Source organism: Rhodoplanes roseus, from assembly GCF_003258865.1.
GTDB classification, from domain to species: domain Bacteria; phylum Pseudomonadota; class Alphaproteobacteria; order Rhizobiales; family Xanthobacteraceae; genus Rhodoplanes; species Rhodoplanes roseus.
In genome coordinates this window covers 16527-41410 of the sequence record NZ_NPEX01000012.1, presented here as the reverse complement: position 1 = coordinate 41410, position 24884 = coordinate 16527, and the positions used below count along the sequence as shown (strand labels likewise).

Annotated in this window: 23 protein-coding genes; 14 read left to right on the top strand and 9 right to left on the bottom strand. The window is 70.6% G+C overall.

All coding sequences use genetic code 11. From position 1 onward, the window contains the following. The first annotated feature begins 33 nt into the window (after positions 1 to 33). The 3 genes from treY (at position 34) to CH341_RS03325 (ending at position 5325) form a co-directional block, all read left to right on the top strand. A complete protein-coding gene (treY, locus tag CH341_RS03335; protein WP_111417610.1) occupies positions 34 to 2832 on the top strand; it encodes a malto-oligosyltrehalose synthase in 2799 nt (932 codons plus the stop codon). 135 nt (positions 2833 to 2967) lie between these two features. Then, positions 2968 to 3303 (top strand): DUF2934 domain-containing protein, encoded by a 336-nt coding sequence (locus CH341_RS03330; protein WP_111417609.1) that lies wholly within the window; start codon positions 2968 to 2970, stop codon positions 3301 to 3303. 210 nt (positions 3304 to 3513) lie between these two features. Further along, entirely contained in the window at positions 3514 to 5325 is a 1812-nt protein-coding gene (locus CH341_RS03325; RefSeq protein WP_111417608.1) for a glycoside hydrolase family 15 protein, read from the top strand. A 161-nt stretch (positions 5326 to 5486) separates the two neighbouring features. On the opposite strand, the gene otsB is transcribed toward CH341_RS03325, so the two are convergent. Beyond that, positions 5487 to 6245 carry a trehalose-phosphatase gene (otsB, locus tag CH341_RS03320; protein WP_111417607.1) on the bottom strand — a complete coding sequence of 253 codons (759 nt, stop codon included), beginning with the start codon at positions 6243 to 6245 and terminating at the stop codon, positions 5487 to 5489. A 20-nt stretch (positions 6246 to 6265) separates the two neighbouring features. Beyond that, complete coding sequence (locus CH341_RS03315) at positions 6266 to 7711, bottom strand: MFS transporter (RefSeq protein WP_245430851.1); 1446 nt, start codon at positions 7709 to 7711, stop codon at positions 6266 to 6268. Between the two features lie 657 nt (positions 7712 to 8368). On the opposite strand from CH341_RS03315, the gene CH341_RS03310 reads away from it, so the two are divergent. Then, positions 8369 to 9229, top strand: a complete 861-nt coding sequence (locus tag CH341_RS03310) for an IclR family transcriptional regulator (protein WP_170149449.1) — start codon at positions 8369 to 8371, stop codon at positions 9227 to 9229. Positions 9230 to 9298: 69 nt separating this feature from the next. Here CH341_RS03310 and CH341_RS03305 read toward each other — a convergent pair whose 3' ends face one another. Further along, complete coding sequence (locus CH341_RS03305) at positions 9299 to 10471, bottom strand: lytic murein transglycosylase (protein ID WP_111417617.1); 1173 nt, start codon at positions 10469 to 10471, stop codon at positions 9299 to 9301. Between the two features lie 227 nt (positions 10472 to 10698). Beyond that, on the bottom strand, positions 10699 to 11262 hold the full coding sequence (locus CH341_RS03300) for an invasion associated locus B family protein (RefSeq protein ID WP_111417605.1): 564 nt from the start codon (positions 11260 to 11262) through the stop codon (positions 10699 to 10701). A gap of 449 nt (positions 11263 to 11711) precedes the next feature. Between CH341_RS03300 and coxB the strand changes: the two genes are divergently transcribed. The 9 genes from coxB to CH341_RS03260 all read left to right on the top strand — a co-directional run bounded on the left by coxB (position 11712) and on the right by CH341_RS03260 (position 19251). Next, positions 11712 to 12569: a cytochrome c oxidase subunit II gene (gene coxB, locus CH341_RS03295; protein WP_111417604.1), complete on the top strand. Its 858-nt coding sequence runs from the start codon at positions 11712 to 11714 to the stop codon at positions 12567 to 12569. A gap of 58 nt (positions 12570 to 12627) precedes the next feature. Continuing rightward, positions 12628 to 14232: a cytochrome c oxidase subunit I gene (ctaD, locus tag CH341_RS03290; RefSeq protein WP_111417603.1), complete on the top strand. Its 1605-nt coding sequence runs from the start codon at positions 12628 to 12630 to the stop codon at positions 14230 to 14232. A 124-nt stretch (positions 14233 to 14356) separates the two neighbouring features. Beyond that, complete coding sequence (locus tag CH341_RS03285; RefSeq protein ID WP_111417602.1) at positions 14357 to 15364, top strand: heme o synthase; 1008 nt, start codon at positions 14357 to 14359, stop codon at positions 15362 to 15364. Next, positions 15361 to 15534, top strand: coding sequence for a hypothetical protein (locus tag CH341_RS34035; protein ID WP_170149448.1), 174 nt, complete (start codon positions 15361 to 15363; stop codon positions 15532 to 15534). Before CH341_RS03285 ends, CH341_RS34035 begins: the two co-directional genes overlap by 4 nt. Next, positions 15531 to 16163 (top strand): cytochrome c oxidase assembly protein, encoded by a 633-nt coding sequence (locus tag CH341_RS03280; RefSeq protein ID WP_425376141.1) that lies wholly within the window; start codon positions 15531 to 15533, stop codon positions 16161 to 16163. Before CH341_RS34035 ends, CH341_RS03280 begins: the two co-directional genes overlap by 4 nt. 67 nt (positions 16164 to 16230) lie before the next feature. Further along, entirely contained in the window at positions 16231 to 17088 is an 858-nt protein-coding gene (locus CH341_RS03275) for a cytochrome c oxidase subunit 3 (protein ID WP_111417600.1), read from the top strand. 6 nt (positions 17089 to 17094) lie between these two features. Next, complete coding sequence (locus CH341_RS03270) at positions 17095 to 17487, top strand: DUF983 domain-containing protein (RefSeq protein WP_111417599.1); 393 nt, start codon at positions 17095 to 17097, stop codon at positions 17485 to 17487. Positions 17488 to 17492: 5 nt separating this feature from the next. Continuing rightward, positions 17493 to 18254 carry an SURF1 family protein gene (locus CH341_RS03265; protein WP_245430848.1) on the top strand — a complete coding sequence of 254 codons (762 nt, stop codon included), beginning with the start codon at positions 17493 to 17495 and terminating at the stop codon, positions 18252 to 18254. Between the two features lie 49 nt (positions 18255 to 18303). Continuing rightward, the gene (locus tag CH341_RS03260; protein ID WP_342634995.1) at positions 18304 to 19251 is read left to right on the top strand and encodes a 2-dehydropantoate 2-reductase; all 948 of its coding nucleotides are present in this window, start codon (positions 18304 to 18306) and stop codon (positions 19249 to 19251) included. Positions 19252 to 19269: 18 nt separating this feature from the next. On the opposite strand, the gene CH341_RS03255 is transcribed toward CH341_RS03260, so the two are convergent. The 5 genes from CH341_RS03255 to lptM form a co-directional block, all read right to left on the bottom strand. After that, positions 19270 to 21822 carry a TIGR02302 family protein gene (locus CH341_RS03255; RefSeq protein ID WP_111417597.1) on the bottom strand — a complete coding sequence of 851 codons (2553 nt, stop codon included), beginning with the start codon at positions 21820 to 21822 and terminating at the stop codon, positions 19270 to 19272. A 113-nt stretch (positions 21823 to 21935) separates the two neighbouring features. Next, positions 21936 to 22298, bottom strand: a complete 363-nt coding sequence (locus CH341_RS03250) for a DUF5615 family PIN-like protein (protein ID WP_245430849.1) — start codon at positions 22296 to 22298, stop codon at positions 21936 to 21938. A 14-nt stretch (positions 22299 to 22312) separates the two neighbouring features. Continuing rightward, the gene (locus CH341_RS03245) at positions 22313 to 22546 is read right to left on the bottom strand and encodes a DUF433 domain-containing protein (RefSeq protein WP_111417595.1); all 234 of its coding nucleotides are present in this window, start codon (positions 22544 to 22546) and stop codon (positions 22313 to 22315) included. 72 nt (positions 22547 to 22618) lie between these two features. Beyond that, positions 22619 to 23884 carry a diaminopimelate decarboxylase gene (gene lysA, locus CH341_RS03240; RefSeq protein WP_111417594.1) on the bottom strand — a complete coding sequence of 422 codons (1266 nt, stop codon included), beginning with the start codon at positions 23882 to 23884 and terminating at the stop codon, positions 22619 to 22621. Positions 23885 to 23999: 115 nt separating this feature from the next. After that, complete coding sequence (gene lptM / locus CH341_RS03235; protein WP_146604359.1) at positions 24000 to 24254, bottom strand: LPS translocon maturation chaperone LptM; 255 nt, start codon at positions 24252 to 24254, stop codon at positions 24000 to 24002. Between the two features lie 271 nt (positions 24255 to 24525). Between lptM and CH341_RS03230 the strand changes: the two genes are divergently transcribed. Then, the gene (locus tag CH341_RS03230; protein WP_111417592.1) at positions 24526 to 24861 is read left to right on the top strand and encodes a hypothetical protein; all 336 of its coding nucleotides are present in this window, start codon (positions 24526 to 24528) and stop codon (positions 24859 to 24861) included. Positions 24862 to 24884 lie beyond the last annotated feature (23 nt).

Genomic DNA, 24884 nt, shown 5'->3' with positions numbered 1-24884 from the left:
CCCGTGTCCGCGAAGCCGGTCCAAGGAGGCCCGATGCCGCCTGTCGTTCCGACTGCGACCTACCGGCTGCAGCTCTCGTCCAAGCTCGGCTTCGACGCGGCCGCCGCCCTGGTGCCTTATCTGAAGTCGCTCGGCGTCAGCCATCTCTACGCCTCGCCCTTCCTCAAGGCGCGCGCCGGCTCCACCCATGGCTACGACATCGTCGACCACGACGCGCTCAATCCCGAGTTCGGCGGCGACGAGGCCTTCGACCGCCTCTCCAACGCACTCGCCGAGGCCGACATCGGCCTGATCCTCGATTTCGTCCCCAACCACATGGGCGGCGGCTACGCCGACAACGCCTGGTGGCTCGACGTGCTGGAATGGGGGCCGCGCTCGCCGCACGCCGCCTCCTTCGACATCGAGTGGGAGACGCTGCCCTACCGGCCGAACGGCGGCCTGCTGATCCCGGTGCTGGGGAAATCCTACGGCGAGGCGCTCGACGACGGCGACCTCGTGCTGAAATACGACGCCGCCGAGGGCAGCTTCTCGGTCTGGTATTTCGAGCACCGCCTGCCGATCCGGCCCAACCGCTACGGCGACATCCTCAAGACCGTCGTGCAGGAGGTCGAGGCCGGCGACACCGACGCGGGCCGCGCGCTGCTGGCGCTCGCCGACCGCTTCCCGGACCCGAACGAGCCGAGCCGCGAGCGCGCGCCGGCCTTCAAGGCCGAGCTCGCCGCCGTACCGGGCGGCGCCGAGGTGATCGAGCGCGGCCTCGCCGCCTACCGGCCGGGCGCCAGCGATCCGACCCGGCTGCATCGGCTGCTGGAACGCCAGCATTACCGCGTCGCCCACTGGCGCGTCGCCTTCACCGAGATCAACTACCGGCGTTTCTTCGACATCAACGACCTGGCCGGCATCAAGATCGAGCACGTGCCGACCTTCACGGCGGCGCATCGGCGCGTGCTGGAGCTGATCCGCGAAGGTCGCCTGCACGGGCTGCGGCTCGATCACGTCGATGGCCTGCTCGATCCGGTCCAGTACTCGCGCCGCTTGGCGCGGGTGGTGCGCGTGGTGCGCCCCGGTCCGGCCCGCGCGCAGCCCTTCTACATCGTCGCCGAGAAGATCCTCGCCGAGGGCGAGCCGCTGCCGGCGCTGCCGGGCGTCGCCGGCACCACCGGCTACGACGTGCTCAACGTCATCGCCCGCGTGCTGCTCGACGACGCCGGCATGCCGCGGCTCGATGCGCTCTATCGCGACATCCTGGGCGAGCGCCAGGATTTCGAGCGGATCGTCGAGGACGCCAAGGTGCGCGTGCTCGAGACCATGCTGGCGAGCGAGTTCACGGTGCTGTGCCGCCTGCTCGCCCGCATCGCGGCTGGGCACTGGCGCAGCCGAGACTTCACCTTCGAGCGCCTGCGCGCCGCGCTGCGCTCCTACATCGTCCACTTCCCGGTCTACCGCACCTATATCGGCGCCGGCGGGCAAGTCTCGCCGGAGGACCGCAGCCGTATCGAAGAGACGATCGCGCGGGCCCGGTCACGTTGGTTCGGTCCCGACACCGGCGTGCTGGACTTCCTTCAGGACGTGCTCACTCTCGACCTGATCGCGCCCGGACGGCAGGGCTACAGCAGCCCGCGGGTGAAGCGCTTCTCCGGCAAGGTCCAGCAGCTCACCGGCCCGGTGATGGCGAAGGCGCTGGAGGACACGGCGTTCTATCGCTATCACCGGCTGATCGCGCTCAACGAGGTCGGCGGCGAGCCGGTGCTGCCCGCGTTGTCGCCCGGCGAGTTCGACTACCGCATGCAGGCTCGCGTCGCGCATCCGCACGCCATGACGGCGACCGCGACGCACGACACCAAGCGCGGCGAGGACGCGCGCATGCGCATCCTGTCGATCGCCGAGATCGCGCCCGACTGGGAGGCGGCGGTGCGCCGCTGGCGCCAGCGCAACGAGCCGCTGATCGGCAAGAAGCCGCAGCGGGCGCCCTCCGACGCGCACGAATACATGCTGTACCAGGCGCTGCTGGGCGTCTGGCCGAACGGCGGGCCGGACGCCGGCCTGACCGAGCGGCTGCAGACCTATGCCGTGAAGGCGCTGCGCGAAGGCAAGCAGGAGACGAGCTGGCACAACCCGAACGACGCCTACGAGGGCGCCGTCACCGGCTTCGTCGGCCGCCTGCTCGATCCCGAAGGCTCGGCCGAGTTCCTGGAGGACTTCGCCGCCGTCGCACAGCGCACCGCGCTGTTGGGTGCGCTGAACAGCCTCGCCCAGCTCACCCTCAAGGCGACCATCCCGGGCGTGCCCGACATCTATCAGGGCACCGAGTTCTGGGACCTGTCGCTGGTCGATCCGGACAACCGCCGGGCCGTCGACTTCGCCGCGCGGCAGGCGGCGCTCGACGCCATCGGCCAGGCGCCGGACTGGGCGGCACTCGCCGCGGCGTGGCCGGACGGCCGCATCAAGCTCGCACTCACCCATCTCCTGCTCGACCTGCGCCGCCGCCTTCCGGACGTGTTCGACAACGGCGGCTACGAGCCGGTGCATGTCGAAGGGCCGCATGCCGGGCACGTGCTGGCCTTCGCCCGCACTGGACGGCGGGACGCCGTGATCGTCGCGGTCGGCCGTCATTTCGCGCCGCTCACCGACGGCGGCCGCCGCTGGCTCGATCCGGCGGAGCTCGACGCCACCTTGATGCTCGACGGCTACGCGATCCGCACGGACGTGCTGCGCCCGGGCGTGCCGGCCCCCTCCGGGGCGGTGCCGGCGCGCTCGCTGTTGGGGCCGCTGCCGGTCGCGGTGCTGCAGGCGACCCACGGTCCGCGCGGAGGTGGACGAAAGCTGCGCTAGGTCAACAAGGCGTCGTGTCGGGGCCTTACGCTTCTCCGGTCGAACGCGGCGAGACGTCCCGGTGCGGGAACCGCGCGGGCGTTCCTCCCGTTTCCGCATCGACTGCCCCGACACCCAAGTCCGAGGAGAGCCCCGATGGACGACCACGAGCAGCGCGTGCGCGAGCGCGCCTTTCGCATCTGGCAGGAGCAGGGCTGCCCGGAGGGGCAGGCCGAGGCGAACTGGGAGCTGGCCCAGGAGCTCGTCGCCATCGAGGAGAACCAGAGCCTGACGCTCATCCCGGTCGATCGCGACCCGGAGGATCCGGAGATCGCCGCCGATAGCGCCGAGCCGGCCGGTCCGGCCGCCAACGCCGCCGGCGAGCTGCCGACGCTGACCGACGAAGGCGAGCAGAGCTATCCGCCCAGCCGCGAGGCCGAGAAGGAGGCCGCGCAGGACGGACCGCCCGACCGACTCGCGGCGGCGCGCTGACGCGCGGCTCAGTTCAGCCATATTGCTGGCCCGTGATGGTGCGGCCCGTCCTCGCGAGGGCGGGCCGACGCCGTGCCTCATCCCCGATGTGCTCCGCTCCGGCGGAGCACCCGTCCGCCGCAGCGACGAGCGCCGAGCCGACCGGTCGAACACCGGAGTGTCCGCGGTCGCGACCCTGGCGGCGGTGAAGCCGAGTGACCGACCCTCCCCATGCCATCACGCATTGAAGACTACGCCCTGATCGGCGACTGCGAGACCGCCGCGCTCGTCGATCGCACCGGCTCGATCGACTGGCTGTGCTGGCCGCGCTTCGATTCCGACGCCTGCTTCGCGGCCCTGCTCGGCGGGCCGGAGAACGGCCGCTGGCGCATTTCTCCGCGCGATCCCGCGCCGCGCGTCACGCGCCGCTATCGCGACTCGACCCTCATCCTGGAGACGCGCTTCGAGACCGCGACGGGCGCCGTGCTGGTCACCGACTTCATGCCGCTGCGCGACGGCACCGCCGAGGTGGTGCGGCTCGTCACCGGCGAGCGCGGCCGCGTCGTGATGAGCATGGAGCTGGTGCTGCGCTTCGGCACCGGCGCGATCGTGCCGTGGGTGAGCCACCTCGAGGACGGCACGCTGCGCGCCATCGCGGGGCCCGACATGGTGGTGCTGCACACGCCGGTGCGGCTCGAGGGCCGCGATCTCAGGACGGTCGCGGAGTTCACGGTCGCCGCAGGCGAGACCGTGCCGTTCGTGCTCGCCTGGAGCCCGTCGCACCGGCCCGTGCCGGAGCCGTTCGACGCCGCGCCGGCGCTCGCCGCCACCGAGGCGTTCTGGTGCGAGTGGGCGTCCACCTGCCGCTCCGCCGGACGCTGGTCGGCGGCCGTGGTGCGCTCGCTCGTCACCCTGAAGGCGCTGATCTACGCGCCGACCGGCGGCATCGTCGCGGCGCCGACCACGTCGCTGCCGGAATGCCTCGGCGGCACGCGCAACTGGGACTACCGCTTCTGCTGGGTGCGCGACTCGACCCTCACACTGTTCGCGCTGATGAACGCCGGCTACTTCCACGAGGCGCAGGCGTGGCGCGACTGGCTGGTGCGCGCCGTCGCCGGCAGCCCCGAGCAGATCCAGATCATGTACGGCCTCGCCGGCGAGCGCCGCCTCACCGAATGGGAGGTGTCGTGGCTCGCCGGCTACGAGAACTCGCGGCCGGTGCGCATCGGCAACGCCGCGCACGATCAGCTCCAGCTCGACGTGTTCGGCGAGGTGATGGCGACGTTCCACCACGCCCGCCGTGGCGGCCTCGCGCCGGAGAGCTCCGGCTGGGACCTGCAGCTCCGCCTGCTCGACTATCTGGAGACCATGTGGCGGGAGCCGGACGAGGGCATCTGGGAGGTGCGGGGCCCGCGGGTCCACTTCGTGTTCTCGAAGCTGATGTGCTGGGTCGCCTTCGACCGCGCCATCCTGAGCGCCGAGGAGTACGGCCTGCCCGGCCCGGTCGAGCGCTGGAAGGGGATGCGCGACGCCATCCGGGCCGACGTTCTGGCGCGCGGGCTCGATCCGGAGCGCGGCTGCTTCGTGCAGTCCTACGGATCGAAGGAGCTCGACGCGAGCCTTCTGCTGCTGCCTAAGCTCGGCTTTCTGCCGCCCGACGATCCGCGGGTGTCCGCCACCATCAGGGCGATCGAGGAGGATCTGCTCGCCGACGGTTTCGTGCTGCGCTACCGCACCGATCGGACCCGCGACGGCCTGCCGCCGGGCGAGGGCGTGTTCCTCGCCTGCAGCTTCTGGCTGGTCGACGCCTATGTGCTGCAGGGCCGCCACGCGGAAGCACGCGCGCTGTTCGACCGGCTGCTCGCCCTGCGCAACGACGTCGGGCTCCTGGCCGAGGAGTACGACGTCCCGGCCCAGCGCCAGGTCGGCAACTTCCCCCAGGCCTTCACCCACGTCGCGCTCGTCAACAGCGCCTACAATCTCCTCGCCGCCCGTCCGCCCGCCCGCGCCGAGCTGCAGGAGGAGGCGACCGCGGAATCGTGATGGACCGTTCCGCCCTCACCCTGAGGAGCCCGCACAGCGGGCGTCTCGAAGGGCGAGGGCGGCCACGGATCGCCTGGGCTAGGTGGCCGCATGGTTCGAGACGCGCTCCTTCGGAGCGCTCCTCACCATGAGGAGATGTTCGGCATGAGAGTGCGGAGTCCTCACCCCACCGCTTGGCGCTCCAGCAGGCCGTCGAGCCAGGCGCGCACGTCGGCCGGGCGGTCGAAGCAGCCGTCGGCGTCGGCGGCGCGGTGGCCGACCGAGAAGCCGATGCCGCGCAGCGGCGGCAGGATGGGAAACACCCGCTCGTCGGTGACGTCGTCGCCGACGAAGATGGGCCGGCGTCCGGCGAAGGGCGGCAGCTGCATCAGCTCGGCGACCGCGGTCGCCTTGTCGAAGGCGGCGGGCTTCACCTCGACGACCGACTTGCCGGGCAGGGCCTCCAGCGGAAACTCGGGAAACGACTCGCAGATCGCCGTCACCATCGCCTTCACCTCGTCGCCCTTGTCGGGCGCCAGCCGGTAGTGCAAGGCGAGCGAGTAGCCCTTGTCCTCCAGCAGCACGCCGGGGCCGATCTCGGCGACGCTGGCGAGCTTGCGCTTGACCATCGGATCGAGCGCCGGCGTGCGGTCGGGATCGGAGCGCTGGCCGGGCGCGACGCGCAGTTCGGCGCCGTGGCCGCCGATCGCCGGCAACTCCAGCGGTGCGAACAGCAGGTCGAGATCGGCCAGCGAGCGGCCGCTCACCAGCGCCAGCGCCCCGCCGGTGCGGGCGAGCAGCCCGTTCAACGTCTGGCGCAGCGAGGGCGGCACCCACACCTCGCGCGGCGTCGGCGCGAAGTCGAGCAGCGTGCCGTCGATGTCGAGCAGCAGGGCGACCTCGTCCAGGTCGATGGTGTCGGCGGGCATCACAGGCGTCATGTCGGGTTCTGGTCCGTTCCTCAGTCGACGGCCGCGAGCGGCTGCGCCACGTCCTCCAGGCTCTTTCCTTCGGCGGCGACGCCCCAGCGCCAATGCACCGCGGCGGCGGCGACCATCAGGGCCGCGCCGAACAGATAGCCCGCGAACACGCTGCTGCGCGAGCCCGAATCGATCAGCGAGCCGAACAGCCACGGCCCGGCGACGCCGCCGATCCCGGTGCCGAGCGCATAGAACACCGCGATGGTCAGCGCCCGGATCTCCAGCGGAAACGTCTCGCTGACGGTCAGATAGGCCGAGCTCGCCGCCGCCGAGGCGAAGAAGAACACCACGGTCCAGGCGAAGGTCTGCTGGGCGACCGTGATCAGCTCCTGCTGGAACATGAATCCCGAGATCGCCAGCAGCACGCCCGAGATCGCATAGGTGAACACGATCATGGTGCGGCGGCCGAGCGTGTCGAAGAACCGCCCGAGCAGCAGCGGCCCGAGGAAGTTGCCGATCGAGAAGGGCAGGATGTACCAGCCGACATGGCCGACCGGCACGCCGTAGAAGTCGGTCAGCACCAGCGCGTAGGTGAAGAACACGGCGTTGAAGAAGAACGCCTGCGCGACCATCAGCACGAGGCCGATCACGGCGCGGCCGCGATAGCGCACCAGGAGTGCGTCGGCGACGTCGGAGAGCGGCGTGAACAGGCGCACCCGCAGCCGCACCGTGGGCAGATCGTCGGGCCGGCGGGCGCCGTGGCCGAGCACGCGCCGCTCGATGCCGGCGACGATCGCCTCGGCCTCTGCGACACGTCCGTGGGTCATCAGCCAGCGCGGACTTTCCGGGATCCACATGCGCATGAGCAGCACGATGAGGCCCAGCACGGCGCCGATCAGGAAGGCGATGCGCCAGCCGTATTCGGGATGCATCAGCGTGGGATCGAGCACCAGGATCGAGCCGAACGCGCCGGCCGCGGCGCCGAGCCAGAAGCTGCCGTTGACCACCAGGTCGGTCCAGCCGCGCACCCGCGCCGGCACCAGCTCCTGGATGGTCGAGTTGATCGCCGTGTACTCGCCGCCGATGCCGGCGCCGGTGATGAAGCGCATTGCCGCGAAGCTCCACACGTCCCAGGTCAGGGCGGTCGCCGCGGTGGCGCTCAGATAGACGGCGAGCGTGATGAAGAACAGCTTCTTGCGGCCGAGCCGGTCGGTCAGCCAGCCGAAGCCGACCGCGCCCAGAACCGCACCGAGCAGATAGGCGCTGGTTGCGAAACCGACGTCGGCGTTGGAAAATTGCAGCACCGGGCTCTGCTTGAGCGCGCCCGCCAGGGTGCCGGCGAGCGTCACCTCGAGCCCGTCGAGGATCCAGGTGATGCCGAGGGCGGCGATCACCAGCACGTGGAAGCGGCCCCAGGGCAGCCGGTCGAGCCGCGCCGGCAGGTCGGTCTCGACGACGGCGCCCAGCGGCACTGTGCCGCCCGGCACCGTGCCGCCCGGCGCCGTGCCGGCCGTCGGCGTGCCGGCCCGGAGCACCTGCAGCGGTGGCGGCTCGGGGCGTTCGAGCGGGTCGTCGATGTCGGGCGTCTCCTCGTGGCCGGGCGGCGGCTCCTCGATCGGGCCGGGCTCGTCCGCGTCGGGCGGCGGCTCCTCGACCGGATCGGTCGGCCGCGTCGGCGGCGGGTCGTCCAAGGGGCCGGGATCGGCCGGACCGGGCGACGGGTCGTCCACCGGGCGGCGCGGCGGCGCAGCGGCGCGAGGAACCGGCGCGGCCGGCGGATCGTCGACCGGAGGGGTGGGAAGGTCGGGCACGCTGTCGTCCGATGCTGGTGGTGCGATGCGGGTCACACGGCGCCGCCGTCGATCGGCCGCCGGTACGGCCCAACGACCGAGCCGGCCGGAACGTTCCTGCCCCCGGCTCCTCCCGCCCAAATTGTGTCCGTTTGGATTCCTGTGGCGAGTCACGCAGCTAGGACCGCTGGACTCGGATCCGGCACGTCCCAAAAAACCTCAATTGATCAGTGCGTTCGGACTGCCAAAGTCCCTAAAATTCAGTTAAAGTTGCACGTTATGGAAGAAAAGCTTGAAACGTCTCAGGGTTGTGTCACTAGTGCGACGGTACCACAACTACGGGGGGTTACGACAGTGTCTTATCCGAGTCCGGTGCGCGGCCCCGGTGGAGGCCGCTCCAAGGAAGAGGGGGGTCTGCCGAGCAGTGGCGACCGGCTGCTGGCGGTCCTCGGACTGTTCACCATCGAGCGCCCGGAGTGGACCGTGGAGGATGCCGCCGTGCAGCTCGGCGTGTCCGCCACCACGGCCTATCGCTATTTCAAGCGGCTCACCCGGGCGGGGCTGATCAGCCCGGTGTCCGGCGCGAGCTACACGCTCGGCCCGGCCATCATCCAGATGGATCGCCAGATCCAGCTCTGCGATCCGATGCTCAATGCGGCCCGCGGCGTCATGACCGAGCTGATCGAGCATGCGTCGGAGGGCGGCGCCGTGCTGCTCTGCCGCCTGTTCCACGATCGCGTCATGTGCGTGCACCAGGAGATGGGGCGCGGACCGCAGGAGCCGATCGTGTTCCAGCGCGGCCGGCCGATGCCGCTGTTCCGCGGCGCCACCTCGAAGATCATCCTGGCGCATCTGCCGAACCGCACGCTGAAGTCGCTGTTCACGGCCAATGCGGCGGAGATCGCGACCGCCGGCCTCGGCCAGAGCTGGGAGGACTTCCGCCGCCACCTCGCCGCCTTCCGGCGGGCCGGCTACGCTGCCGCCTCGGGGGACGTCGACCAGGTCCGCGCCGCCGTCGCGGCGCCGGTGTTCGGCGCGCGCCGCGCCGTCATCGGCAGCCTCAGCTTCCTGGTGCCCAAGCCGCGCTACGACGAGGTGCTGCGAGCCCGCCTGGCGCCCCTGGTGATCGCCTCGGCGCGCAACATCGAGGCGGCCATGCAGGCCGACGACACCGAGGGCCAAGCCAGCCGCCCGCGCGTCCGCGTCTCGCGGTGAGGTCGGCCTTGCAGTCGACTCGCGTCTTGCTTCTCCCGCGAGGGGAGGGCGGCCGGGAGGACGACGGCCTCACCGTCCGGCGCGCAGCCGGGCGAGCAGCTCCGGCGTCGGATAGGAATCCGCCGGCAGGCCGAGCTTCATCTGGGCCTGCTTGATCGCCGTGCGGGTGCCGGCGCCGATCTTGCCGTCCGGCACGCCGACGTCCCAGCCGGCCCGGTTCAAGAGCTGCTGCAGCTCCTTGCCCTCGTCCTGAGAGAGCACCGGGATGCCGGGGGCGCCGCGCGACATCGGCGGCGCGCCGGCGACCCGCGTCGCGTAATAGGCGGCCGTGGTGGCATAGACCAGCGACGCGTTCCACTTCAGGTAGGCCTGGAAGTTCGGATAGACCAGGAAGGCCGGACCGAGCCGCCCCATCGGCAGCAGCAGCGAGGCGGGCGGCCCGCCGTTCGGCAGCGCCTTGCCGTCGCGCAGCGTCACGCCCCATTCGGCCCATTTGGCGTGCGGGTGCTGGATCGCCAGATCGGCCTGGTCCCACGGCATGCTGGCCGGAACCCTGACCTCGCGCATCCACGGCTCGCCGCGCCGCCAGCCGAGCTCCTGGAGGTAGCTGGCGCTCGAGCCGATCACGTCGGCCGGGCTCTTGAGCAGGTTGCGGTGGCCGTCGCCGTCCCAGTCGATGGCGTGCTTCATGTACTCGGACGGCATCATCTGGGTCTGGCCGAGCTCGCCGGCCCAGGAGCCGACCATCTCGGCCGGCTGCAGGTCGCCGCGCTCGATCATGCGCAGCGCGTCGAACAGATGGCCGCGAAACATCTCCGAGCGGCGGCAGTCGTAGGCGAGCGTCGCCAGCGAGCGGATCGCGTGGTCCTTGCCCATGGCGACGCCGAAGTCGCTCTCCAGTCCCCAGAACGCGACGATCACCGGGCCCGGGACGCCGTACTGCTTCTCGGCGCGGGCGAACAGCGCGGCGTGCTTGCCGAGCTGCTCGGTGCCCTTCTGCAGTCGGTAGGCCGGCAGCATCTTGTCGGAGAACTGCAGGAAGCTCTGGGCGAAGAATTTCTGGCCGCGGTCGATGTTGACGATGCGCTGGTCATAGACGAGGTAGGGCGCCGCCGCCGCGATGGCGTTGCGCGAAATTCCCTGCTGGACCGCCTCCTGCTTGAAACGCTCGAGCCAGCTCTCGAAGCTTCCGGTGGTGCGGCAGGGCGCCTCGGCGACCGCAGCGGTCGCGCCGAGAACCATCGTGCCGAGTGCCGCCGCCAGGAGCGTCGAGGTCAGGAGCCTCGGTGTCAGGCGTGCGCGACGGTTGTGTCTGCGCGGTCCGGTCGCCGGTTTACGTGTCGTGATCTCGGCCGCCATCACGGGCCACCTCCTGCAGTCCGGCGGCGCCGAATCAGAGCGCGCCGGGCGCGGTTTCGAGCGTCGCGGTGATGTTCGCAGCACATCGCGCTGTCAAGACTGGCCGACTGTCAAGGAAGCTTGTCGAAACCGTCGCCGAATCCCTTCAGGCTCATCGGAAAGCCGATGCCTTCCTCGGGCGTCTGGAAGATGAAGAAGGTCGCCGTCTGGCCGCTGCGGAACTGCTTGATGAGGTTCTCGTCCATCACGACCTCGGCGTAGCAGCCGCGCGGCAGGCAGCGCACGAAGCCGGCGCGGCCGACATCGGCGTTGTCGACCTTCAGGCCCAGCCCGGCGGGCAGCAGCACGCCGAGCGGCGCCTGCACGCGCATCAACCGCGTCTTCTGGTCGGCGGTCCGCAGAACCAGCACGGTGAGGCCGACATTGGCGCGGTCCTCGGCGACCACGCTCTGGAACAGCGCGCATTGCTCGGATTGCGCGCCGGGCGGCGTTTCGCAGCGGATCTGCCAGTCCTCGTGGACCGAGCGGACCGCGCCCTGCGCCGATGCGGCCGAGACGAGCGCGCCCGTCGCGGCGAGGACCAGAAAGAGCCGCGAGACGAGGCCGGCGACCGGCAGCCGGGCGGCCGGATGCGCGGCCGCGCGCGCGGCCTTTCGAATCGAGAACGCACCCATCGCGAACTCCTTGGGTCGGGCTTTTCCGCGGATCGGACGTCCGCAGCGTTCGCCCCTGGATCGTAGGACGAGCGTGGCTATATTCGTGATACGGAATCACACCGTCCGTGTACACGGTCACGTCGTCGAGACGCCTGTCGATTCGCTCCGTCTGGGGCCGCGTCCGCGACGCCGGACATCGTTCTCGGCACCGTCGTCCGCGACGGATGCGATTCCGTTCGCCTCGCCCCATGAGGCACATTGATAGTGGGGCGGAATTGTGGTTTGAAGAGCCTAATCGCGGTACAGACCCCCGGTGCCGTCGAGGCTGTCCGCCTATGCGCCCGTCGTGTGCGCGGTGGAACCTCCTGACATCATCCGGTTTTGGACCGTTGCTTTTCGCCGCCTCGCGTCGCGTGCCCCGCAAGGACCGCAGACGTCGGCCAACCGACGAAGGAGCAGTGACCACGATGACGGGAGTTCTCCGGGTGCTTTGCGTGGCGTTGCTCGCCGCGACCTTGCTGGCTCTCGCCGAGCCCGCGCTGGCCGGTCTCGGCCAGCCTTCTCCGTGGCAGCTCGGCCTCCAGCAGCCCGCCAGCCCGGTGATGCACGACGTCGTCTGGTTCCACGATCTGCTCCTGTGGATCATCACCGCGATCGTCGGCCTCGTGCTCCTGCTCCTCGTCGTCGTGACGGTGCGCTTCAACGCTCGCGCCAACCCGACGCCGTCGCGCACCACGCACAACACGCTGGTCGAGGTGGTGTGGACCGTGGTGCCGGTGATCATCCTGGTGATGATCGCGGTTCCGTCCTTCCGCATCATGTTCACCCAGCTCAACACGCCGCAGGCCGACGTCACCGTGAAGGCGACCGGCAAGCAGTGGTTCTGGAGCTACGCCTATCCGGACCAGGGCAAGTTCGAGTTCGACTCGCTGATGGTGCCCGATACCGACCTCAAGCCCGGGCAGCCGCGCCTCCTGTCGGTCGACAACGAGATGGTGGTGCCGGTCGGCAAGGTGGTGCGCGTGCAGGTCACCGGCGCCGACGTGATTCATGCCTTCGCCGTGCCTTCCTTCGGGATCAAGATCGACGCGGTTCCGGGCCGTCTGAACGAGACCTGGTTCAAGGCGGAACGTGAAGGCGTCTACTACGGCCAGTGCTCCGAGCTGTGCGGCAAGGATCACGCCTTCATGCCGATCGCCGTCCGGGTCGTCAGCGAGCAGGCCTTCACGGCCTGGGCCGAGGACGCCAAGAAGAAGTACGCCGAAACGCCGGCGCCTGTGCCGGCCGCGATCACGGTGGCCGCCACCGCCCCGACCGCCGACTGAGCCGGTCCGCCGCGCGCCAGCCGCGCGGCGGCAGCCAAGACCCTCGAGGATTCGGACCATGGATGCGACCGTAACGGCTCACGACGCTCACGCGCACGGCCACCCGACCGGCTGGCGCCGCTTCGTCTACTCGACGAACCACAAGGACATCGGAACGATGTACCTCGTGTTCGCCATGATGGCCGGCGTCATCGGCGCGGTGCTGTCGATCGGCATGCGGCTCGAGCTGCAGAACCCCGGCATGCAGATCTTCGCCTCGGCGCACACGTTCAACGTGTTCACCACGGCGCACGGCCTCATCATGGTGTTCTTCATGGTGATGCCGGCGCTGATCGGCGGCTTCGGCAACTGGCTGGTGCCGCTGATGATCGGGGCGCCCGACATGGCGTTCCCGCGGATGAACAACATCTCGTTCTGGCTGCTGCCGGCGGCGTTCTCGCTGCTCCTGATGTCGCTGTTCGTCGAAGGCGAGCCGGGCGGCACCGGCGCGGGCTCGGGCTGGACCATCTACGCGCCGCTCTCCACCATCGGCCATCCGGGCCCGGCGATCGACTTCGCGATCCTGTCGCTGCATCTGGCCGGCGCCTCGTCGATCCTCGGCGCCATCAACTTCATCACCACCATCCTGAACATGCGCGCGCCCGGCATGACGCTGCACAAGATGCCGCTGTTCGTGTGGTCCGTGCTGGTGACGGCGTTCCTGCTGCTGCTCGCGCTGCCGGTGCTGGCCGGCGCCATCACCATGCTGCTGACCGACCGCAACTTCGGCACCACCTTCTTCGCGCCGGAGGGCGGCGGCGACCCGGTGCTGTTCCAGCACCTGTTCTGGTTCTTCGGCCACCCCGAAGTCTACATCATGATCCTGCCGGGCTTCGGCATCATCAGCCAGATCGTCGCCACCTTCTCGCGCAAGCCGGTGTTCGGCTATCTCGGCATGGCCTATGCGATGGTGTCGATCGGGTTCATCGGCTTCATCGTGTGGGCGCACCACATGTACGTGGTCGGCCTGTCCACCGGGACGCAGGCCTACTTCGTCGCCGCCACGATGGTGATCGCGGTGCCGACCGGCATCAAGATCTTCTCCTGGATCGCGACCATGTGGGGCGGGTCGATCGACTTCCGCACCCCGATGCTGTGGACCTTCGGCTTCATCTTCCTGTTCACGGTCGGCGGCGTCACCGGCGTCGTGCTGGCCAACGCCTCGGTCGACCGCGCCCTGCACGACACCTATTACGTGGTGGCGCACTTCCACTACGTGCTGTCGCTCGGCGCCGTCTTCACCATCTTCGCCGGCTGGTACTACTGGTTCCCGAAGTTCACCGGCTACATGTACGACGAGACGATCGGCAAGCTGCACTTCTGGGTGACCTTCGTCGGCGTCAACATGGTGTTCTTCCCGCAGCACTTCCTCGGGCTCGCCGGCATGCCCCGCCGCATCGCCGACTATCCGGACGCGTTCCACGGCTGGAACATGGTGTCGTCGATCGGCTCCTACATCTCGGGCTTCGCGGTGCTGATCTTCTTCTTCGGCATCATCCGGGCGTTCCAGCGCAAGGAGCTCGCCGGAGCCAATCCGTGGGGCGCCGGCGCGACGACGCTGGAATGGACGCTGCCCTCGCCGCCGCCGTTCCATCAGTTCGAGGTGCTGCCGCGCATCCGCTGAGGCACGCATGATCCGGAGCGGCGGCCCGCCGCCGCTCCGTCCGGCCCGGGCGCGGTTCGCGCGGGCGACGTTCGTCGAACAACCGATTGCCGCGTCTCCGAGCGGCGAGACAGAGGTCCCCCGAATGTCTCTCGTCACCGACGGTGCCGACCTGTCACGTCCGATGCCGGCCACCGCGCTCGTCGCCGAGCCGAGCCTGGCCGAGGTGCGCGACTACGTCGCGCTGATGAAGCCGCGCGTGATGTCGCTCGTGGTGTTCACGGCGCTGGTCGGAATGCTGGTCGCGCCGGACCGGCTGCATCCGGTGATCGGCTTCGCGGCGCTGCTCTGCATCGCGGTGGGCGCCGGCGCCGCCGGCGCGCTGAACATGTGGTGGGACGCCGACATCGACCGGGTGATGTCGCGCACCGCGCGTCGTCCGATTCCGTCCGGCCGGGTGACCGGCGGCGAGGCGCTCGCCTTCGGCTCGACGCTCGCGGTCGGCTCGGTCGCCGTGCTGGGCCTGGTCGCCGGCTGGCTCGCCGCCGGCCTGCTCGCCTTCACGATCGTGTTCTACGCCGTCGTCTACTCGATGTGGCTCAAGCGGGCGACCTCGCAGAACATCGTGATCGGCGGGGCGGCCGGCGCGGTGCCGCCGATGATCGGCTGGGCGGCCGCCACCGGCAGCCTCGCGGTCGAGCCGGTGCTCCTGTTCCTGATCATCTTCTTCTGGACGCCGCCGCACTTCTGGGCGCTCTCGCTGTGGCGGAGCGACGACTACGCCCGTGCCGGCATCCCGATGCTGCCGGTCGTCTCCGGCGTGGCCGAGACCAAGCGGCAGATCCTCCTGCACGCGATGCTGCTGGCGCCGATCGGCGTGTCGCCCTTCCTGATCGGCGAGGCCGGGATCCTGTACGGTGCGGTCGCCGCCTTTGCGGGCGCGAAAATCCTGTGGCTGTCGGTCCGGCTGTGGCGCGCCGGCGATGCGCAGGCGACCGACCGGCTCGCCAAGCGGCTGTTCGGCTTCTCGCTCTACTACCTGTTCGTCCTGTTCGCCGTGCTGCTGGTCGACCATTGGGTCGCGCCCTACGTGACGGCCGGGCTCGACGCCCTGCGCGTCGCCGCGGGTCCGCTGCTCGGAGGTGTCTCGTGAGCGGCCGCCCCCTGCAGCACGACGACGGCATCGTCCTCACGCCGGAGCAGAAGCGCCGGCAGCGCGCCCGCTCGGTCGCGATCGCGCTCGTGCTCGCGGCCCTGGTGGTGCTGTTCTACGCGGTGACGCTGGTGAAGCTCGGTCCCGGCATCCTGGACCGGCCGCTGTGAGGGACGCCATGCACGCGCCGCTCCCGTCGCCGCACGATCCGCCGCCGACCTCCGGGCCGCGTGGCTCGACGACACGCCGCGACATCGGCGTGGCGCTCGCCTGCGGCGTCTTCGTCGGCCTGATGGTCGGCGCGGCCTACGCCTCGGTGCCGCTCTACAACTGGTTCTGCCGCGTCACCGGCTTCGGCGGCACCACCCAGGTCGCCGCGGCGGCCCCGGCCGAGACGCTCGATCGCCGCATCACGGTGCGGTTCGACGCCAACATCTCGCGCGGGCTGCCGTGGAAGTTCGAGCCCGAGCAGACCAGCATCGACGTGCGGCTCGGCGAGGTCGTCACGGTCTACTACACGGTCACCAACCTGGCGGCCCGCGAGACCGTCGGCACCGCGTCCTACAACGTCGCGCCGACGACAGTCGGGGCGTATTTCTCGAAGATCAACTGCTTCTGCTTCACCGAGCAGCGCCTGAAGGCGGGCGAGCGGCGCGAGATGGCGGTGGTGTTCTTCGTCGAACCGTCGCTCGCCAGGGACGCCGACCAGGACGATCTCAACACCATCACGCTGTCCTACACGTTCTACCCGACCCGCGAGCCCGCGACCGCATCGGCGGCGCGCAGCGGCGGGTCCTGACCGACCGACGACACGGCGGCGCCGCGCGCCACGAACAGACGAGACGACCGGCAACACGGAGACGACGATGGCCGAGGCCCACGCCAAGCAGCAGCACGACTATCATCTGGTCGATCCGAGCCCGTGGCCGGCGCTGGGCTCCCTCGCCGCCTTCGTGATGGCGGTCGGCGCGATCTTCTGGATGCACAAGTCCTTCGCGGCGGCGCCCTGGGTGTTCGCGGCCGGCGCCACCGGCGTCCTCGCCGTGATGTTCTGCTGGTGGCGCGACGTCGTCATCGAGGCCGAGCACGGCGGCTTCCACTCCAAGGTGGTGCAGATCTCCCACCGCTACGGCATGATCCTGTTCATCGCCTCCGAGGTGATGTTCTTCGTCGCATGGTTCTGGGCCTATTTCTCCGCCGCCTTGTTCCCGGATGCCCACAACATGGTGGCCCGGACCGAGCTGTTCGGCGGCGTCTGGCCGCCCAAGGGCATCGAGACCTTCGATCCCTGGCATCTGCCGCTGCTGAACACGCTGATCCTGCTCACCTCCGGCACCACCGTCACCTGGGCGCATCATTCGCTGCTGCACGGCGACCGGGAGGGCCTGAAATGGGGCCTGATCTGCACGGTCGCGCTCGGTCTCTGCTTCTCCATGGTGCAGGGCTTCGAGTACGCGCACGCGCATTTCGCCTTCTCGGGCAACGTCTACGGCGCCACCTTCTTCATGGCGACGGGCTTCCACGGCGCCCACGTCATCATCGGCACGATCTTCCTGATCGTCTGCCTCGGGCGGACCTATGCCGGCCACTTCACCCCGACCCAGCATCTCGGGTTCGAGTTCGCGGCGTGGTACTGGCACTTCGTCGACGTGGTGTGGCTGTTCCTGTTCGCCTGCATCTACGTGTGGGGCTCGGGCGGCGCCGCGGCGGCCGGCGGGCATTGAGGCGAGATGGACGATCGCACCGATCACCCCGTCGTCGCCAACCCGCTCGCCGCGGGGCTCCGGTGCCGCTGCCCGCGCTGCGGGCAGGGGCGCCTGTTCGCCGGCTTCCTCGACGTTCGCCCGAGCTGCGAGGTGTGCGGACTCGACTTCGCCTTCATCGATTCGGGTGACGGGCCGGCCTTCTTCGTGATGTCGTTCTCGGGCTTCGTCGTGGTCGCGGCCGCGCTGATCACCGAGATCGTCTATCAGCCGCCGTTCTGGGTGCATGCGGTGCTGTGGCTGCCGCTGATCCTGCTCACCACGCTGGCGCCGTTGCGCCCGCTCAAGGGCCTGATGATCGCCCTGCAGTACCGCCACAAGGCGGAGGAGGGCCGGTTCGGCCCGGAGGATACGCCCTGAACGCCGTGCCGGCATCCGCCACCGCGCCCGCCGCGCTGCCCCGCCGCCGTCTGCTCGGTCCGGCGATCGTCTCGCTGGTCGGCGTCACGATCCTGATCGGCCTCGGCGTCTGGCAGCTCGAGCGCATGGCCTGGAAGCAGGCCCTGATCGCCACGCTCACCGAGCGGCTCGCCGCCGAGCCGGTGCCGATGCCGGCGCCCGCCACCTGGGCGGGACTGAGCCGCGAGGCGACCGAGTTCCGCCGCGTCCGGGTGACGGGCGAGTTCCTCCACGACAAGGAGGCGCTCGTCTATGCGGTCGGCTCCGGCTCGCGCACCGCGACGGGCGGCCTCGGCTACATGGTGTTCACGCCGCTGAAGCTCGCCGACGGCCGGCTCGTGCTGGTCGACCGCGGCTTCGTGCCGGACGCCGACAAGGCGCCCGAGGCGCGGGCGGCCGGGCAGGTGAGGGGGCCGGTCGAGCTCGTCGGGCTGATGCGCTGGCCCGAGCAGCGCTCGGTGTTCGCGCCGTCCGACGATCCGGCCCGCAACATCTGGTTCGCCCGCGACACCGCGTCGATCGCCGCCGCAAAGGGTGTCGACGTGCCGGTCTTCTATCTCGATCTCGAAGCGCCGCCGGCGCCGGGCGGGCTGCCGCGGCCCCTGCATCTCCAGCCGAACCTGCCGAACAACCACCTGCAATACGCCATCACCTGGTTCAGCCTGGCGCTGGCGCTCGCCGTGATCTTCTTCGTGTGGGCGTTCGGACGGCGCGGGTCGGACGCGTAGGTCGACGTCCACGGCCTGCGATATTAAGTTGACCAAGTCATACAAATGAATGACTGTGGCATGCATGTGCGTGTCACAGCAGCCGCGCCCCTCCGCGCAGAGAATCGCAATTGTCGGCCTCGGCGGGATCGGGGGCGTCGTCGCCGCCTCCGTGGTCCATGCCGGGCATCATGATGTGGTCGCCTGCGTGCGCCGCCCGCTGGAACGCCTGACGGCCGAGCGCCCGGACGGCACGATCGTCGTGCCGCTGCGCAGCCTGGCCGATCCCGCCGCCGCCACGCCGGTCGATTGGGTGCTGCTGTGTACCAAGGCGCACGAGACCGCCTCCGCCGCGCCCTGGCTGGCCCGCCTGTGCGGTCCGGGCACCCGCGTCGCCGTGCTCCAGAACGGCATCCATCAGGCGCGGCGGGTCGGTCCCTTCGCGGGCGCTGCCCGGGTCGTGCCGACCGTCGTCTACTACAACGGCGAGCGGCTGGCGGCCGACCGGGTCCGCCTGCGCCATGCCGGCCCGCACGATCTCGCGATGGCGGACGATGCCGACGGGCGGGCGCTCGCGGCGCTGCTCGCCGGCACGACGCTGCGGCTGCTGGTCACGCCGGAGCTGGACACGCTGGCGTGGAGGAAGCTGCTGCTCAATGTCACGGCCAATCCGATCACGGCGCTGACGCTGCAGCGCCAGGCGGTGCTGCGGCGGGACGACGTCAAGGCCCTGTGCCTCGCGGTGCTGCAGGAGGCCGTGGCGGTCGGCCGTGCCGACGGTGCCGCGCTGGCCGTCGACGAGGCGCCGCGCGCCTTCGATTATCTGATGAACTATCCGCCCGAGGCCGGCACCTCGATGTATTACGATCGCCTCGCCGGCCGCGGCTTCGAGGTGGAGGCGCTGACCGGCGCGGTCGTGGCGGCGGGCGAGCGGCACGGCGTGCCGACGCCGCTCAACCGCGCCTTCCTGGCGCTGCTGCGCGCCATCAGCGACGCGGCGACGAACGCGGCGGCGTGAGCCGCCCGTCGGCCGCGCTCAAAAGTCCTTCAGCAGGCGCTCGATGTAGTCGAGCTCGAGCTGCGGCCGCAGCGGGTCGCCGAAGCGGCGGCGGAGCTCTTCGAGGATTCGTCGGGCGCGCTGGACGTCGATCTCGCCCGGCACCTTCACGGTGGTGTCGTCGCCGTAGTCGCGGCCGCGCAGGGGCCGGCCGAGCGGGTCGGTGTCCTGCTGGGCGCGCGCCTGCCCGCGGCCCGGCTGGCCCCGGCCCGGTCCCTGGCCCATCTGCTGCTGGAGCTGCTGGGCGAGACCCTGAGCGCCCTTGCGGAGCGCGTCGAGGGCGCGGCCCTGGCTGTCCACGGCGCCGTCGCTGTTGCCCTGTCCGAGCTCGCCGGCGGCGTCGCCCATCGATTCGTCGGCGCGGCCGAACTGGTCGCCGCCCGGCTGGTCGCCCTGGCCGTCCTGCGGCTGGCCCATGCCGCGCTGGCGGAGCTGCTCCATCAGCTTCTTGAGCTGGTCGCGCAGCGCCTGCTGGTTCTGCTGGAGCTGGCCGTAGTCGCCGGCGTCGCCCTGCTGCTGCTCCTGGTCGCCCTGCTGGCCGCGACGTCCGCGCTGGCCGCGCTGGCCGCGCTGGTCCTGGCCCTGCTGGAAGGTCTTGTCGCGGAGCTGCTGCTGCTTGCGGATCATGTCGCCGAGCTCGTCGAGCGCCTGCATCATGTCGTCGTCGCCGTCGCCCTGCTGGCCGGGGCGGGCCATCTGCAGGTTCTCCATCATCGACTGGAGCTGGTCGAGCAGCGCGCGGGCGGCGTCGCGGGCGCCGGAGCGGGCCAGCTCCTCCAGCCGGTCCAGCATGCTCTTGAGATCCTGCGAGCGGAGCTGCCGCGTGTTGGGATCGAGCGGCCGCGCCATCTGCGGGTTCTTGCGGAGCTCCTCGGCGAGCGCCTGCATGAACTGCTGCATGGCGGCGCGCAGCTCCTCCATCAGCTTTTTGATCTCCTCCTCGCTGGCGCCGCGCTCCAAGGCTTGGCGCAGCGCCTCCTGGGCGTTGCGCAGCCGCTGCTCGGCGTCGGCGACATTGCCGTCCTCGAGCTGGGTCGCCAGGGCCCACAATTCGCGGACCACCTCGCGCAGGTCCTCGTCGGACTTGGCCCGCGTCAGCGTCCAGAAGATCGAGCGCAGGCCGATATAGGCGCCGGTCTCCGGCATGAAGCGGTCGGGCGCGATGGTGAGCGCGTCGAGCGCCACCGCGACGGTGTCGCGGCTGTCGCCGTCGAGTGCGAGATTGCGGCGCTGCTCGATCAGGGCGCGGGCGAGCGGCTTGACGAACAGGCGCTCGGGCAGGCGCAGCTCGACCGCCTCGCTCTTGCCCTCGTTGCCGCCCTCGTCCTTGGCGGTCAGCGTCATCGTCACCTCGGCGCCGGCCCACGGGCTTTCGGTGAGATCCTTGATGGTCTGGCCGGCGCCGCTGCGCGTGCGGGCCTGCGGCAGGGTCAGGGTGAAGTCGGGCGGATCGAACAGCGGCCGCGCGGCAGCACCGGGTTTCGGCGCGAAGGCGGCGCGCGCCTCGACCACTCCGTAGTCGTCCTCGACCTTGTAGGTGAGCTGCAGCGCGCCGCGCGCCTGCGGCTCCGGGTCCTTGGTCAGGGCGATGGTCGGCGTGCGGTCCGGCGTCGCGACGAAGCTCCAGGAGAGGTCGTGGCCGGTGCCCCGCACCGTGGCGGTGCCGCGCTCCTTGATGGTGTAGCGGCGCTCCTCGGCGCCGGCCGGTGCCTTGGCGGCAGCGTCCTGCGCCGCCTCGACGAGACCGCCCGTGGTGGAGACGTCGAGGCCGGCCTGGCCGCTCGCCCTGATCACCAGCACGCTGCCGGCCGGCACCGTCACGGCCGCCGGGATGCCGGCATGGGCGGTCTCGCCCGGCCGAACGCCCGGCAGGATCACCGGCGGGCGGCTGGTGTAGACGGGCGGCGACACCCAGGCGTCGAGCCGGAAGTTGCTGGGGATCACGGCGCTCTGCCAGTCGAAGGCGGCGGCGATGCGCCGCATGCGGTCGCCGCCGGCCGAGACGAAGGACACGGCGACCAGCAGCAGCACCAGCATGCGCACCGCCCACGGGTCGCGGCCCATCAGCCGCGGCGCCGGCACGCCCACCCGCAGCGTACGGGCGGCGGCGAGCGAGCGCTCCACATGGGCGCGCCACAGGGCGACGGCCCAGGGATCCTCGGTCGAGGTCGCGATGGTGTCGACGGCGGCGGTCGCCGGCCGGTGGGCCAGCCCCGAGTCGCGATCGAGCCGCGACAGGCCGATGGTGCGGGACGGGAAGCGCAGCCGCGCGAGCGGCACCGGGGCGGCGATCAGCAGGGCCGCGAAGGCGAGCAGGCCGATCGCCCGGCCGAACGGCGGCAGCCACAGCCACAGCCCGAGCCACGAGGCGGCCAGGAAGCCGCCCAGCACGGTGGCGATCAGCGCCAGCGCGGGCCACAGGCGCTCCCAGAACGCCGCCCAGCGGGCCCGGGCCAGCGCCGGTCCCAGGACGTCGGGGGTGCGGGTGGGAGCCGATGCGGGCTTGTCGGGGGCTGGGGTCTGATCGCTCAAACGGCTCTCCGGGGGTGTTGCCTCTCGGCTATAACATGCGACGGTTCAGGCTGGCACGCAGGCGCGGCCGAAATGCGTCGGATCACGCCATTGTCAGGCCCGTCCCGATCCGATCAGGCAAGTTCCGGGCCGGGGAGGGGCAGGAGCCGCATCCGTGCTCGACCCGGATCGATCGAGAGCAGCGCACCCCGGTCGAGGTCCGGCTCGGCCTTCTGGAGCGCGGCGAGAACCATGGTGCCGATGGCCACGGGCGTGAGCAGGTCGCTGCGGATCTGGACGACGCTTGGACGCCGCCGCCCGGAACCGGCCAGCATGGCCCCGAAATCGAGATCGCTGGTCACCAGCACATGATCGTTCTCAGAAGCCCATTGAAGGACTGTCTCGTCCGGCGCATCGCCCGGACCGATCTCCGACCAATGCTGCGCCTGGTGGCCGGCTTCGCGCAGGAAGTCGACCCAAGCTGGGGACAGGTTCATGTCGATCACGAACCTCATCGCCCGGCCGTCAGGTCGACCTCGCGTTCCTCGGACCGCCATGCGGCATAGTGGAGGGCTTCGAGCACGTCCTCGCGCTGCAGATAGGGATAGTCCGTGAGAATCTGATCGATGGACCGGCCGGCCGCGATCTGCCCGACGATCATACCGACCGTCACCCTGAGGCCGCGGATGCAGGGCTTCCCGCCCATGACGGCAGGGTCGCGGGTGATGCGAGTGAGCTGATCCATCGTGGTCTCCTCGGACGGGCCGGGAGACCGGAGCCTAGCTCATTTCCGCCGATGCCGCACGGCGCTGGCTCGTCACAGCCAGCCCGGCATCCGGTCCTGGGCGATGATCTCCTCGGCGTCGAGCCGCGGGCGGACCACGGCCCATTGGTCGCCGTTCACCAGGACCTCGGGGACCAGCGCGCGGGTGTTGTAGGTGCCGGCCTGCACGGCGCCGTAGGCGCCGGCCGTCATCACGGCGACCAGGTCGCCGGCCTTCGGCTCCGGCATGTCGCGGTCGAGCGCCAGGAAGTCGCCGGACTCGCACACCGGGCCGACCACGTCGGCGACGATCCGCGGCGCGTCCGGAGGGGGCTCCACCACGGGGCGCAGCGCGTGGAACGCGTCGTAGAGGGTCGGCCGCACCAAGTCGTTCATGGCCGCGTCGACGATCACGAAGGTCTTGGCCTCGCCGCGCTTCACGTAGATCACCCGGGTCACCAGGATGCCGGCATTGCCGACCAGCAGCCGCCCGGGCTCGAACAGCAGCCGGCAGCCGAGATCGCGCGTCGCCTCCTTCACCACGGCCGCATAGGCCTCGGGATGCGGCGGCTCCTCGTCGCTCTCGTCGTAGGGGATCCCCAGCCCGCCGCCGAAGTCGATATGCGAGATCGTGTGGCCGTCGTTGCGCAGCGTGCGGACGAAGTCGGCCAGCAGCGCGAAGGCGTCGCGGAACGGGCCCAGCGCCGTGATCTGGCTGCCGATATGCATGTCGACGCCCTCGACCCGCACTCCGGGCAGAAGGGCGGCGCGCGCATAGACGTCGCGGGCGCGAGAAATCGGGATGCCGAACTTGTTCTCGGCCTTGCCGGTCGAGATCTTCTCGTGGGTGCCGGCATCGACGTCGGGATTGACGCGCAGCGAGATCGCGGCGCGGCGGCCCTTGGCGGCGGCGATCGCCGAGAGGAGCTCGAGCTCCGGCTCCGACTCGACGTTGACGCACAGGATGCCGGTGTCGACCGCGAAGGCCAGCTCCGCGGCGGTCTTGCCGACGCCCGAGAACATGATCCGCTCGGGCGGGATGCCGGCCGCCAGTGCCCGCTTCAGCTCGCCGCCCGAGACCACGTCGGCGCCGGCGCCGAGCGTCGCCAGGGTGCGGATCACGGCCTGGTTGGAGTTCGCCTTCATGGCGTAGCAGATCGTCGCCGGCACGTCCGCGAAGGCGTCGGCGAACACCCGGTAATGGCGCGTCAACGTCGCGGTCGAGTAGCAGTAGAAGGGCGTTCCGACGCGCTCTGCGATGCGGGCGAGATCGACCGCCTCGGCGTGCAGCACGCCGTCACGGTACTGGAAATGGTGCATGGGCGCCTCGGGCGGAGCGTGACGTCGGCGCAGCAGGGGGTCGGGCGCGCTCCGGCAGAAGCCGAAGCGGATGTCGCGACGTGCAGGCGCGGGCCAGCGTTTAGTGCAAAGCGGCTCAGTTGAGAAGCGGGTCGAGCGGGAAGCTGCGGTTCTTCGCCGGCGGCAGCGTCTGCGGCTGCTCGGTCGGCGTCAGATCCGGCACCAGCCCGGACGGCGACCTCCAACCGGACTGCTGCTGGGCCGGCGGCGGCGGGGCCGCCTGGGCGGAGGGCGGCGGCTCGAGCGCGCTCTTGCGGCCGCAGCCGGCGAGGCCGAGCGCCCCGGCCAAGGCCACGATCGTCAGCACCCTGATCACCTGCGTCCGGCTCACGCGGCTTTCGCCCCCCATCACTCCACTCCGTGCGGCAAACCGGAAGGCGACCCCAGGCGAAACGACGCCCGCGGCCGGCGGCTGCCGGTCACCGAAGCCGACCCTACAGCATCGGCGGGCGAAAATCGGGCGATTTCCGGCGCCCCGGCGTTTTTCGCCGCCACCGTGTGATCCTTGCATCAGCCCGCCCGACGCATCTGGCCCCGGAACCGCTCAGCGAACGGACGGTTGTCCCAGCGCAACCGCATGATCCGCAGGTAGGAGGCACCGAATGCTGACGAGTTCCAAGATGTTACGTGCCGGAATTCTGGCCTTGGGCGTGACCGCGCTGAGCGTCCCGGCGATGGCCCAGACCGGCAATCCGAACAATCCGCAGGGCAGCGAGGTTCCGAACAACATACCGCCGAAGGGCAATATCGGCACCAGCGGCGACACCAGCGGGCGGGGCGGGAGCACGTCCGGCACCATGATGACGCCGGGCACCACTGGCGCCGGCGGTCAGGCCCGTCCGGGCGGTCCCGCCGCGCGCGATTCGGGTCCGGTCGGCGCCGATGCGCCGAGCGAGGTTCCGCGGCCGGGTCCGAAGGGCAATATCGGCGGGAACTGATCCGAGAACCGAGCGACGTCGCC